This window comes from Micavibrio aeruginosavorus (assembly GCF_051245535.1).
Taxonomy (GTDB): domain Bacteria; phylum Pseudomonadota; class Alphaproteobacteria; order Micavibrionales; family Micavibrionaceae; genus Micavibrio; species Micavibrio aeruginosavorus_D.
Genome location: NZ_CP195303.1, coordinates 2,000,277 through 2,012,748, shown reverse-complemented (window position 1 = coordinate 2,012,748; position 12,472 = coordinate 2,000,277). Strand labels below are relative to the sequence as shown.

The 12,472-nt window shown below is 55.3% G+C and carries 14 protein-coding genes; 11 read left to right on the top strand and 3 right to left on the bottom strand.

All coding sequences use genetic code 11. The annotated features are described in order from the left end of the window. Positions 1-178: 178 nt before the first annotated feature. The 7 genes from ACSC94_RS09765 (at position 179) to ACSC94_RS09735 (ending at position 7,742) form a co-directional block, all read left to right on the top strand. Positions 179-1,270, top strand: coding sequence for a hypothetical protein (locus ACSC94_RS09765; protein WP_435640648.1), 1,092 nt, complete (start codon positions 179-181; stop codon positions 1,268-1,270). Between the two features lie 37 nt (positions 1,271-1,307). Next, positions 1,308-1,691, top strand: coding sequence for a hypothetical protein (locus ACSC94_RS09760; protein WP_435640647.1), 384 nt, complete (start codon positions 1,308-1,310; stop codon positions 1,689-1,691). Positions 1,692-1,712: 21 nt separating this feature from the next. Further along, positions 1,713-2,414, top strand: coding sequence for a type IVB secretion system protein IcmJDotN (icmJ, locus tag ACSC94_RS09755; RefSeq protein WP_435640646.1), 702 nt, complete (start codon positions 1,713-1,715; stop codon positions 2,412-2,414). A gap of 217 nt (positions 2,415-2,631) precedes the next feature. Continuing rightward, positions 2,632-5,622 carry a type IV secretion protein IcmB gene (locus ACSC94_RS09750; protein WP_435640645.1) on the top strand — a complete coding sequence of 997 codons (2,991 nt, stop codon included), beginning with the start codon at positions 2,632-2,634 and terminating at the stop codon, positions 5,620-5,622. Further along, positions 5,622-6,098: a hypothetical protein gene (locus ACSC94_RS09745; protein WP_435640644.1), complete on the top strand. Its 477-nt coding sequence runs from the start codon at positions 5,622-5,624 to the stop codon at positions 6,096-6,098. The genes ACSC94_RS09750 and ACSC94_RS09745 overlap by 1 nt, the downstream gene beginning before the upstream one ends. Positions 6,099-6,215: 117 nt before the next feature. Then, a complete protein-coding gene (locus ACSC94_RS09740; RefSeq protein WP_435640643.1) occupies positions 6,216-6,590 on the top strand; it encodes a hypothetical protein in 375 nt (124 codons plus the stop codon). Between the two features lie 21 nt (positions 6,591-6,611). Further along, complete coding sequence (locus ACSC94_RS09735; RefSeq protein ID WP_435640642.1) at positions 6,612-7,742, top strand: hypothetical protein; 1,131 nt, start codon at positions 6,612-6,614, stop codon at positions 7,740-7,742. Positions 7,743-7,809: 67 nt separating this feature from the next. Here ACSC94_RS09735 and ACSC94_RS09730 read toward each other — a convergent pair whose 3' ends face one another. Then, positions 7,810-9,087, bottom strand: coding sequence for a UbiH/UbiF/VisC/COQ6 family ubiquinone biosynthesis hydroxylase (locus ACSC94_RS09730; protein ID WP_435640641.1), 1,278 nt, complete (start codon positions 9,085-9,087; stop codon positions 7,810-7,812). 113 nt (positions 9,088-9,200) lie between these two features. Here ACSC94_RS09730 and ACSC94_RS09725 point away from each other — a divergent pair, with 113 nt between their 5' ends. After that, positions 9,201-9,551, top strand: coding sequence for a P-II family nitrogen regulator (locus tag ACSC94_RS09725; protein ID WP_435640640.1), 351 nt, complete (start codon positions 9,201-9,203; stop codon positions 9,549-9,551). Between the two features lie 134 nt (positions 9,552-9,685). Here the strand turns inward: ACSC94_RS09725 and ACSC94_RS09720 are convergent, their stop codons facing one another. Together ACSC94_RS09720 and ACSC94_RS09715 are read right to left on the bottom strand one after the other, a co-directional pair. Then, positions 9,686-10,432, bottom strand: coding sequence for an outer membrane protein (locus ACSC94_RS09720; RefSeq protein WP_435640639.1), 747 nt, complete (start codon positions 10,430-10,432; stop codon positions 9,686-9,688). A gap of 147 nt (positions 10,433-10,579) precedes the next feature. After that, positions 10,580-11,197: a hypothetical protein gene (locus tag ACSC94_RS09715; protein WP_435640638.1), complete on the bottom strand. Its 618-nt coding sequence runs from the start codon at positions 11,195-11,197 to the stop codon at positions 10,580-10,582. A gap of 339 nt (positions 11,198-11,536) precedes the next feature. Between ACSC94_RS09715 and rpmH the strand changes: the two genes are divergently transcribed. Genes rpmH through yidD form a run of 3 tightly spaced genes read left to right on the top strand, consistent with a single transcriptional unit; the run spans position 11,537 to position 12,382 of the window. Further along, positions 11,537-11,671, top strand: a complete 135-nt coding sequence (gene rpmH / locus ACSC94_RS09710; protein WP_014103938.1) for a 50S ribosomal protein L34 — start codon at positions 11,537-11,539, stop codon at positions 11,669-11,671. 58 nt (positions 11,672-11,729) lie between these two features. Then, on the top strand, positions 11,730-12,149 hold the full coding sequence (gene rnpA / locus ACSC94_RS09705; protein WP_435640637.1) for a ribonuclease P protein component: 420 nt from the start codon (positions 11,730-11,732) through the stop codon (positions 12,147-12,149). Further along, complete coding sequence (gene yidD / locus ACSC94_RS09700) at positions 12,146-12,382, top strand: membrane protein insertion efficiency factor YidD (protein ID WP_435640636.1); 237 nt, start codon at positions 12,146-12,148, stop codon at positions 12,380-12,382. Before rnpA ends, yidD begins: the two co-directional genes overlap by 4 nt. The last annotated feature ends 90 nt before the right edge of the window (positions 12,383-12,472 follow it).

Sequence of the window (12,472 nt, the reverse complement as noted above, 5' to 3'; positions counted from 1 at the left end):
TATCCACAGTGGGTCCGAAAAAAAGAGATCCCATATAAACGATAAATTAATAGAATAACGGTAATGTAAGTCAGGAAGCTGAGGTTTCAGCAATTTAGATCAAATGCGATCTAGTTGCAAAAAACCAATAAAAAGCAAGGGGTTGCGCTTCCTGCAGGTGAACAATTGGGTGTGCATCATGACAAGGCTGAACGCGCTTAAACCGTTCCGATTTTTGTCCATCGCGCTGGTCGCGATGATGTTGATCTTTGGCCTGGGCGCCAAAGATGCTCACGCGCTGGGCGGTATTCCCAACTTCTCCATTCCTGGTATCGGGTCCATCGGCGGCTCTGGCGCCAGCATCAGCATTCCTGGCTTGGGCACCATCGGTATTGGTTGGGGCTCTGGTGGATTTACCATTTCATTTGGGCAAGGCGGGTGTGGTGGCAATACCATTGGCTCGGTCATGTGTAACACGGTTGAGGCTGTAAGCCTGATCCCGGGATTCTTGTCCGCCATTGCTTACTTGTTCGGTTTGTATTTGGGCGTGATCGCAATTTTGAAATTGCGGGACCATGTTGAAAACCCGAACCAGACACCTTTGTCAGAATCAATTAAGCGCTTTGCGGCTGGCGGTGCGTTCTTCGCGTTGCCCATGGTTATGGAAGTTGCCTACAACGCAGTGGCGCAGGATATTTTTGCGCCGACGACCAGTGGCTTTAACGGTGGTCAAACCGTTGGCGGCGGGTTGGATGCGATGGTGGCCGCTTTGGTCAACGACATCTGGGCGCCGATGCACCTGGTGTTCAGCGGGTTTTCCTATCTGGCTGGTATTATTTTCATCATGATTGGTGTTTCCCGCTTGCTGAAAAGCGCGCAGGAAGGCCCGCGCGGCCCGGCTGGTTTTGGGACGATTATGACTTTTCTTGTCGGCGGAACCCTGTTGTCCATCGATGCCATCATGGGGGCCTTTACCGGATCCCTGTTTGCGGCGGATAATATTTCGACCTATGCCGAACTGAACTTCGACTCCGGCATGAGCGCGGACGAACTGAACCACATTCATACGGTTTTCAGCTCGGTTCTGGCCTTTATGATGGTTATTGGCTGGATCAGCTTTATTCGGGGCTGGTTTATTATCCGCGATGTGGCCGAGGGGTCGCACCAAGCATCTTTAATGGCCGGCATGACCCACGTTCTGGGTGGTGCGCTGGCTGTGAACCTGGGCCCGGTTCTGAATGTCGTACAAGAGACTTTCGGGATTACAGGCTATGGTATATTATTCACCTAGAAGCAGTCGTAAAAAACGGTAAGAGGAGGACTAAACCATGATTACACTGAACAAGACGATCCAACTGGCTGCCCTGATGGGCGTGACGATGCTGGTAACAGCAGGCGACGCACACGCAGGTAACAGCTTCAACACAATCGCTCAGAATATCGTAGCATCTATCTCAAGCCTGCCGGGTCTGTTGTCCGGTATTGCTTACATGTTCGGTATCTTGCTGGGCGTGCTTGGCATCCTGAAAATTAAAGACCACGTTGAAAACCCGGGCCAGGTTGCTCTGAAAGACGGCGCAATTCGTCTGGCTGCCGGTGGTGGTCTGTTCGCACTGCCGATCGTCTATGACGCAATGCTGACCACGGTTGGTTCGGGCGCTGGTGTATCCGCTGCCCAAATGACCGCGATCAGCGGTGGCGGCCTGTTCTAATCTCTTGAAGTTAGGCAGACCGTGCAAAACGATCTGAAATCAATCACTCTGGGCATTGTCCGTGGCGGCAATGCCCAGAGTTTTTCTCGAAAAAACGCAGAAGTTTCACCCGAGGTGAAAGCGCGCGTGCTTGACCGTGATCAGCACACGTGCCAGTTCTGTGGCTTTCAATCCATGAAATATCAGGATGTGATTCCGATGCCGGGCGCGAATGCGGCGGCGGGCGACGCGCATCCGGATAAATTGACGACGGCCTGTATTTTCTGTGCCCAGTGTTTCGATCTGGAGCGTGTATCGGACATGCGCTCCGGTGTTCTGATCTGGTTGCCGGAAATTGATCAGGCCGCCTTGCACCACATGGCGCGCGCCATTTATGTGGCCCGTATTTCGCAGGGTGGGGTGGCCAATGCCGCCCGTCAGGCTCTGGATGTCATCATGCAGCGGCGCGAAGATGTGCGCAGCCGTCTGGGCACCGATGATCCGTATATTTTGTCGCAGGTGATGAAGGATTATCTGACCGAGCGTCATTATCAGGGACGGTCATCCAAACTGGATGGTGTACGTCTGTTCCCATTGGATCGCCGTATTATCAAGGAAGCGGATCTGGAATTTAACCAGTTCCCGCAAATTCTGGCCTATTGGCGGTCGAAGGACGGGCCGTTTGCCGGGCGTTTGCCGGCGCAATGGCCGTCTTTGTTGGCGGATATACGCACCGCAGCATAGCGCGGCTGCGTTTCGGAAAAAGAACAGAGGGGCGCGTCTTTGGCCGCGCCCTTTTTCTATAGGCTTTTTGGATCGCCTTCGGATTTTTCTATTTTGCACTTTTGTATTTCTGCGCTTTGGGCTGCGGCGTAAATCCAGTATAAATAATGGTGTCCCATATTCGGGGCGGACCAGCCTTGCCCATATCCCGGGCTTCACAACACATACGTTTGTATCGATGGCTTCATATTTACAAAAATTGCTGATGCCGTTTCAGGTGGCACTGCGCAAATCGGTTGAAAGTTTTATTCGTCTTGAAACGGCGGATGATGAACGCACGCTGGTGGCCGAAGATGGCTCTTTGGTTTCCATTGTTAAGGTGGATGGCAGCCGTCAGGTGATTGGCGATGAGGAATATAAATTCCTTGTCGATGCCGCGACAATTAAAATCGGCGCGCGCTTTGATCGCGCTGGTCAAGCCTTGCAAGTTTTCTTCGTGCGCGACCCCGATCGCGTTGTGCCCTACCTCAATCGTCAAATTCGCCCCAGCCGTCAAACGGCGGAAGCGAGTGATTTGGATTTGAACGATCTGTTCGATGAACGTGTGCGCCATATGTCGCGCTATTTGTCTTACGAAGAATGCTATTTCGTTTTGTGGACGCGCCCGAGCGTGCTGAGCAAAACGGAGATGGAGCGTGCGGGCAAAGAATCCAAGGAAAAAGTCTGGATCAATGCCGGCTATGGCCAGAACCCGCTCGCGGCACTCGATGCCCTGCGCAATCGTCACAAAAGTTATACGACATCGATTTTATCCGCGCTGGATGAATTGGGAATCAAGAGCACGTTGTTAGAGGTACATGACGCCCTGCGCGCGATCCGTGATAATTTGTACCCGGATAAGGCCAATGAAAAATGGCGGGCTAGCCTGCCGGGTGATCCGATCGCCCCGCGCGCACCGATGAGCAGCGCGGACATGTCCGATGTCATCTGGCCGCCCTTGCGCCAGCAATTGGCCGTGGGCGATGCGCGTATCGTCAACGAATCCGTCGTGCAGATGGGCGACAGCCTGTGGGCCGGGGCGGATATGACGCTGGGTCCGATGGAAGCCAGCCCGTTCCCGATGTTGCTGAACCGTTTGTTCGATGCGGGCATTCCGTATCGCATCTCCTTCCTGATCGAAGGCGGTGGCGCACAGGCGATGGCGTTCCGTGCCTTTGCGGCGACCATTCTGGGTGTGACCAACGCGCTCAACAAACAAATCAAATACTCCCTCGAAGGGTTGGAGGCGATGTCGCGCAACGAACCGGTTGTGCGTCTGCGCGTATCCTTTGCCACGTGGGCCCCGCGCGACCGGATGGATCTGGTTCAGGACCGATTGTCCACATTGGTGCAGGCGGTTGAATCCTGGGGCTATTGTCAGGTCAGTGAATTTTCCGGCGATCCGCTGGATTGCGTGATGTCCTCCGCCATGGGCATTCATTGCGCGGGCACAGCGCCCCCGGCGGTTGCGCCGATGCGCGAAGTGATGAAGTTGCTGCCGTGGCAGCGCCCATCCAGCCCGTTTGAATTTGGCGCGATGTTGTTCCGTACCCCGGATGGTAAGGCGTGGCCGTATCAAACCGGCACCAACCTGACCACCACGTGGTTCGATTTGATCTTCGCCCAGCCGGGTGCGGGTAAATCGGTTCTGGTCAACACGCTGAACCTTGGGACATGTTTGTCGCCGGGTCTGTCCAAACTGCCTTATGTGGCGGTTATCGATATTGGTCCGTCGTCATCCGGTCTGATCTCGCTGGTGAAGGAGGCTTTGCCACCCAACCGCGCGCACGAAGCGGCCTATTACCGTCTGCAAATGGCACACCAATATGCGGTGAACCCGTTTGATACCCAGTTGGGTTGCCGCCAGCCGTTGATGGATGAGCGCAGCTATCTGGTCGAACTGCTGACCCTGCTGTGCACGCCGCCGGGCCATGAAAAGCCCTATGACGGGATTCAGCAATTGGCCGGTATGGTTGTGGATGAAATGTATCGCTGGCGCGATGATGTTGCCGCTAACGCCGAACCGCGCCCGTATCTGCCGCGTCTGGATAATGAAGTCGATGACGCGATCCAGAAATTTAATATCCATCTGCCCGCCGATCCGTATTGGTGGGATGTGGTCGATAAAATGTTCGACATCGGCCAGTACCACATTGCCGCGCTGGCGCAGCGTCACGCTGTTCCAACTCTGTCCGATGCGATCACGGCGTCCCGCCGTCCGCAGATCCGTGGCCTGTTGGAAGAAACATCGGTCGGGTTCAGTTCGGAAACCGTGATCAACGCGTTTGAACGGATGGTGACATCCGCCACACGCGAATATCCGATCCTGTCATCGGTTACGCAGTTTGACATCAGCAACACGCGCGTTTGCTCGCTCGATTTGATGGATGTGTGCCCGCAGGGTGATGAAACGGCGGATCGTCAAACCTCCATCATGTACATGTTGGCGCGTCACGTGCTGGTGCGCAGCTGGTGGATGGGGATGGATTCGTTGCAATTCATTCCGGAAAAATATCGCCTCTATCACGAACAGAAACTGCAAGATTTGGCCGAAACGCCGAAACGCCTGTGCTATGACGAATTCCACCGGACGTCCAGTTCATCCGCTGTGCGCGGACAGGTGATTCGTGACGTGCGCGAAGGTCGTAAACGCGGCGTGCAGATTGTTCTGGCTTCCCAGTTGCTGGATGACTTTGATGACGACATGATCGATCTGGCCACCGGTGTGTGGGTTCTGGGTGCGGCCATTTCTGAAACCGCCGTTGATAATATTCGTGATCGTTTCGGTCTGTCGGATACGGCGAAAAATATTATTCGCTTTAAACTGACGGGTCCGCGCGCGGGCGGGGCTCCGGCCCTGTTCGTTCTGGGCACGAACGAAGGGCGTTACGAACAGCATTTGATCAATACGCTGGGTCCGGTTGAATTGTGGGCGTTGTCCACCTCTGCGGAAGATGTGGTGATCCGGAACCGTTTATATACACGCCTTGGTGCGGGTCGGGCGCGGCAAATGCTGGCCGCCAACTTCCCGGGCGGCAGCGCGCGCAGTGAACTCAAACGTCGCGTGATGATGCGGGCCGATAAAGGTGAAGCCAAATCCGCCTTGATGTCCGCCGTGATGGAGGAAATCGTCGAGGAGCTGGTGGCCGCCGGCAAACAGAAACTGGATAAATCCGAAGTGAATGCGTAATGGCACAATCCGGCGCAGGCGTTGAAAAAACAGCGAAGAAAAAAATCAGCGGCAAAAAAATGGCCGTTTATGCTGGTTTGGCTGTTGTTGCGTTCGTTATGTGGTGGGGTTTCCAACCACTGAAGGGGCCTCCCGCCTTTGGCCTGTGCCGCGTCTTTCTGGAGCAGCGCGTGTCCTATCCGCATGAATTGACGGTGACGCAGGTGGAAATACGCGAACCGCTGATCCGCCTGTACTACACCGAAGTCAATCCGTTCGGGAATCATACGCGTGGGATTTTGGATTGCGTTTTCCGTGCCGACCCGCAACTGGGTCTGGTGATTGGTGAAGCGCGATTCAATGGCACATCCGTTTCGGAAACCGATCTGAATCGTTTCAACCTGTCGATCCCGGCGATTCAAGCCAATCCGCCATCCCTGATCCTTCCACTGCCATTCTCGGATGGGTTGGAAGGGTTGAAAGATCCCAAAAAGTAACAACCCCCTAAAAACAAACGATAATCCGCCATTATAAGGGTTTTTTAACACCTTTTCTGTATTTTGAAGGTGATAAAAAGGGGCGAAAAAGCCCCGTTTCCTAAGGGGCGGATACGCATGACACAGACCACATCCTTTGATGATATTTTTGCGCCACGCGCGGCCCATCCGGATTCGCCGATGGGTTTGCCGCTGGCGCAGCGCATGGATATCGCGCTGATGGTCAATGAAAATCAAAAAGTCTGGATCGCGCATGACAAGCCATTCGGCGATGTCATGATGTGGGCCGAATACGACGCGGACGCGGCCACGCTGGTGCTGATGTCGCAATCGGGCCGTTTGCATGATCTGGGCATGCCCATTCACAAACCCTTTCGCAAACATCTGCTGAAAGCGCGTGAAATTCAAACTGTGCACATGAAAAACCGTCAGGTGGCCGATGTCGGCATTTTGCCTTTGATGGTGCGTGAAACCGGAATTTATCATTCCTGATACGGGAAGAAGGACTAGGTCATGCGTTTAGATGCAGGGCAGGAATTTTACCTCAGTAATTTTGCACCCATGACCTATGGTTTGATGCAAAAGGTTGATGCTGCGTGGGATCAGAATATGGACCGCGCGCCGGACTATCAACGCCTGTCCAATGCCTTCTCCGCCGGGGGCCGTGAAGGTGTGCAGGCGCTGGAAGTTCACATGAAAAATCCGACCTTCCGCATTCAAATCGAAAATCTGGCCACCAATAATCCGAGCCTGCTGGCGGATGCCGTGCCGGCCATGATGAAAAATCCGGAAACCATGCCGCAAAAAGTGGCGGAGTTGAACGCGAAGGTCAACGCCCCATCTGCACCGAAGCTTGATGGTGGGAAACCGGATCAGTCCGCGACCCCGTCTGCCGTCGGCACAGGCCCTGCAGCTATGGCGGTTGCGGCCGAAACGGTCGGTGTTTTCCCAATGAAGGCGGCGGCGCAGGATGTAAGTAATAATGACAGCATGGGCCGTTTGATGGCGATGCCGGGAGCAGCAGACTTTCTTGATCGCGTCGAAAATAACGAACGTCTGTCCGCTGCGGTCACGGCGTTGGGAACTGCGAATAATGGTTCTGGTCTGGAACAATTGGCCCAGCGTGCGGAATCCGATCCGCAGTTTTTTGTTAAACTGAACACGATGATTGACCAAAATCCCGACGCCGTCGGCGCGGTTGCGGATCAAATCGCGGCCAATCCGAACAATGCCATGAATATTCTGGATCAGGCGATGCAGGGGCAAAGCATGATGAATCAACTGAGCGAAGGCTTGGGCGGTTTTATGGACCAGATCAAAGGCGGAAACTTTGATATGTCCGGCCTGTTGGGTGGCATCATGAATTTGGTGATGGGTTTGATGAATGCCGTGATGGGCTCCATGGGATCGTCGGGACAAATGTTGTCGATGAATGCTCCCGGTGGGTCCGTTGCGGGCCAAGCGATGGCGGCCACGGGATTTTCCGGGCAACTGGCCGTGGTTGATCCGAAAACGGGCGGCATTGAACCCGCCGATCCACGCCGCATTCCGGGCGCCAGCGCCGATGCGGATGCAGCCCTGCAGCAACAGCAGCGCCAGCCTCAACCGGGGACGCAGCCGGGCCTGAACCCAATGGTGGGCTAGGGTTTTTCAGCAACAATGACAATCGATAAAACAAACGGGCGCGGGATATACCCTGCGCCCGTTTGTTTTACATCTTCTTCTGCGCGTCGCGGATCAGGTCGGGAAGCAATCCAGCCGCCCCCATCGCCTGATGCATAAAGAAATTTTTGACGGGCTTGATGCGGGATACGGCACGCAAACCAATCTTGCGCGCCAGCGACAATGTGCGGGACCGATTGGAAAACAGTTTGTTCAACGTATCCGTTGTGCCCGCCATGGCCATGTTATCGGCCCGACGCTGGCGTTGATAGGATTGCAACAGATCGGCGTGGCCAATGTCATCCCCCGCCGCGTGCGCATCGACGATCAAGTCGGCGAGTACAGCAATATCGCGCAGACCCAGATTGAGCCCCTGCCCCGCAATCGGGTGAATGCCGTGGCCCGCATCGGCGACCAGCGCCATACGGTCCGCAATATAATCATGCGCATGGTTCAGGGTCAGGGGAAACGAAAACCGTTTGCCCATCTGGTGCACCGATCCATAACGGCCCGGGAACCGGGCGCTCAACGCGGCATCAAACACATCCTGTGTATAGGCCAGAATGTCATTCACATCCTTGCCATGCACGGTCCAGACGATGGAGGAACGGTGTGTGCCATCGGTGTCATCTTGCATCGGCAAAATGGCGAAGGGGCCTTCGCTGCGGAAATGTTCAACGGCGATATGATCGTGCGGATGATCGTGGCGGGCGGTGCAGACGATGGCGGTCTGGTCATACGCCCAGAAGCGTTGTTCAACACCCATCCATTCGCGCGTTTTCGATCCGCGTCCATCGGCACCAATCACCAGTGCGGCGGTTAAAACCCGGCCATCATCCAATGTGATGGAAATAGAATCATCATCACGGGTAAACGTCATCGCACCCGCCGGGGCGATATGATCGACCGTATCCAAATCCGCCATGCGGTCGAACAACGCCGATCGTATCAAACGGTTTTCAATGATCCATCCAAAACTTTCACCGCCGACTTCGTGGGCTGCAAAATGCAGCAAAGTCGGGCTGTCCCCATCCAGAATTTCAATGTCGCGAATGGCGCAGCCATAGGGCTCCAGCGCATCCCAAACCCCGGCGGCACGCATAATTTTCTGCGACCCCCATGAAATGGCGGTGGTGCGGCCATCAAACCCTGCGTCCAATGTGGCCTTTGGATTATCCCGGTCGATACAGGCAACATGGATGCCATGCGTGCCAAGCAGAGCCGCCAGCGTCCCACCCGCCAGACCGCCACCAATAATGATGACGTCATGAGTGTTTGCGGGGGTGTTTGTCGTGTCTTTCGCGGTGCGGCGTTGATTGCTGTGCATAATCGGGGGTGGCTCCTGTGTCCGGGCCATGGGATTGATTTTGGCTCTCTGCTATGCTCAAACCCAGATGGCGTAAACTGTGTACCCTTTTAAAGGAAGTTGAGGATTTTGTCATGAAGATGGTGATGGCCGTAATCAAACCGTTCAAACTGGACGATGTGCGCGAGGCCTTGCTGGCCATGGGTGTCGAAGGCATGACCGTAACCGAGGTGCGCGGCTATGGCCGCCAGCGCGGCCAGTCTGACAAAGGGTCTGCGGATGGGGCCAAGGCGGAAGCCGCCCCGACCCTGCTGTCCAAAGTCAAAATCGAAGTTGCGATTGCCGATGGTCTGGAAGACAAAGTGATCAAGGCGATTTCGAAGGCTGCGAATACAGGCCGCATCGGCGATGGAAAAATCTTCGTCTATGATTTGTCCCACACGGTGCGCATCCGCACCGGAGAAAAAGACGAAGCCGCGCTGTAAGGTGGTAAGGCCCTCTCCCCCAACCCCTCTCCCAGAGGGAGAGGGGCTTTATGGTGGCGCTTTCCCAGATTTTGTTCCCTCTCCCTCTGGGAGAGGGTTAGGGAGAGGGTGATGCAGTCTCTCGCTATTAAAATTTATTCCGCAAAAGGCGGCGGCGGTGCGCGATCGGATGATGCCGGTGTTTTTGCCACGACCCGATCGGCAGACATTTCATAGGTCACGCCCATCCGCATCTGGTGGTCATTTCCACCCAGATTATATCCCTCATCACGCAGGGACGGCGTGCCGGTAAAACGGTAATCCCCATTGAACCAAAGCTGGTCGGTCAGGCGGTAATTCATACCGGCCCCCACCTGCCATGCGGGCGTCACAACGCGGTCATCGGCGTCCAGACCGTTGGTGTTCATGCCACCCTTCCATATTTCATGCGTGGCCATTCCGGCCCCGGCGCTGACATAGGGTTTGGCGCGCGCATCCGGGCCAAAATTAAAATCATACGACAACTGAACCAGACCAAGCCGCGTTTCGACATCGCCGCCGCCTGATGACGCCGCGAAGGATGCGCTGCGTGTTGTTTGTTCCCCTGTGATCGACCACGTGCCCAGTTGCAGGCCAATGGATTCAGCAAAGGGGTGCGCGTTATCATCGGCGCTCTGTTCGGCGCTGTCGGCGGGGAGGTCACTTGAATGATCCGCATAAGCGGGCGGCGTTTTATTCATCGGGTTATCGATCCAGCGGTGGAAGCTGGTCACCGATGTGCTGAGCCCTTTGAAATCGGCGAACGGAATACCGTCCTCTGTCATGGCGCGTGCGGGGGCCACATTGCCCAGCACGGTGGCAAGCATCATGAATGTCAGGATTATCGCGGTGTGTTTGTTCATTGTTCTTTCGCGAATCGGTTCCATAAAATTTTAATGGAAAGCGGGGGGGCCTGCAATCCAATGGGCAATCCAATGGGCAATCGCATGGACAAAACAAAACCCCCTGCTGTGACACAGGGGGTTTGTAATGATTATGGTATGTCCGTGTTACGCCACAGGCGCATCAACGCGGATCGGCAAATCACCGGCGATCGGTTCATCGTCCAGCATTTCGATCATGCCGGTCGGTTGAACCGCGAAGTTGGCGATAAACAGCGCATTGGAATAAAACACCACGGCGTCACACAGATAGAAGCCTTGTTCGTTGCGCCCCTCATACGTCGATGGGCGGATCGATCCTTCGATCACGGAGCGTGTCTGTGCATCCATGTTGCGCGGCATATCCGGGTCATCCATGGATTCCGCGATCAGGAACGGGCCTTCCTCGCCACGCACGAAGAAGCAGAAGAAGCGCAGATATTCGAGGATGTTTTCCTCGTTCAGCTTAATCGGCGCCTTCGCGTTTACTTCATGGATCGGCGGCGATGTGCCGTTCAACCAGTACAGGTTCCCCTGTTCGGTCAGGTAATAGATAAAGAGTGACGGCGGCCATGACGGATCCTTGACCCGGATCAGGACGACATTGTCATAGAAGGGCAGGGCGCGCCATGCGACCTGTGTGCTGGCGGCGGCCGTGCGGTATTTTCCGGCGATCGGATTGACCTGCTCCAGAAAGCCTTCGAGTTCGGCACCGGTGACGGCGTTCCAGTTATTATCGTTGTACATGAGGTATTTGGCCTTTATGCAATTTTCCCCAACCTGAATGGCCGGGTGAAGATTTGAGGTTAAACCTGAAGCTATCATGCCAGACACGTGGCAAGGTGCAAGCCCCTGATTTTCAAAAAGAGCATAGGCCGGAAAGGGTTAAGAAAGTCTTTTTTCATAGCCGTTTCAGTATTTTAATTATGGCTAATCCGACAGGCCCCGGCGCGGACGTAACTTATCCACACAAGTCGTTGACAGCCATAGGCCGGGTCTGTATAACAACGCGTTCCCGGATGGAAATATTTACGAAATTCCGGGGATTTTGATGGAATTTGAACACCCAAGCCGGAGTGCCCGACGATGAAGCGCACCTACCAACCGAGCAAACTGATCCGCAAGCGTCGCCACGGCTTCCTGAGCCGTATGGCCACGAAAGCTGGCCGTTTGATTTTGAACAACCGCCGCGCCAAGGGCCGCAAGCGCCTGAGCGCTTAATCTTCCCTTTTGTGGAAGGCCCGTGGCTGGAGGATCCTTTGAAAGGGATCGCCGCGATATGCTGGTTAAACGCGAAGACATGACTATGATCGGCCGCCTGAAAAGGCGGTCTGATTTTTTGCGCGTGGGTGCCAGCGGCCAGAAATGGGTGTCGCCCACCGTGATTATCCAGATTGCGGATTCCCCTGTTGAAACGCCGGCTGAATCCGCCACGGAATCCCCAGCTTCTGGCCCGCATTACGGCCTGACCGTCACCAAAAAAACCGAAAAGACCTCTGTGGGCCGCAACCGGATCAAGCGCCGCCTGCGCGCTGCTATGGCCAGCGCCCTGACCGGGGAACATGCCGACCTGAAATGCACCGATATTGTCGTGATTGGCCGTGCGGCCGCCGAAAAAGCGCCGTTTGACCAGTTGGTGAAGGATATTCGCTGGTGTTTGCGGCGTTTGCGCGGGAAACAGGCGGAAAAAACCCAATGAAACGGGTGATGATCGCCCTGATTAAGGGGTATCAGTGGATTTTATCCCCCTTAAGCGGCCCGCAATGCCGGTTTCATCCTACCTGTTCCACCTATGCCGTACAGGCGATTGAACGGTTTGGCGCGCTGAAGGGCGGATGGCTGGCGGGCCGGCGGATTGCGTCCTGCCACCCGTGGAGCCGCAGGCCCGCCATTGATCCGGTTCCTGACCATAATATAGACCGCGATGTTTGATTGCGCCCCGGTGTTGGGCTATAACCGCCCCACTGTTGCATAACCACGCACCAGCGTAGATTTTCTCGACTATGAAGGAGGCCACCTTAG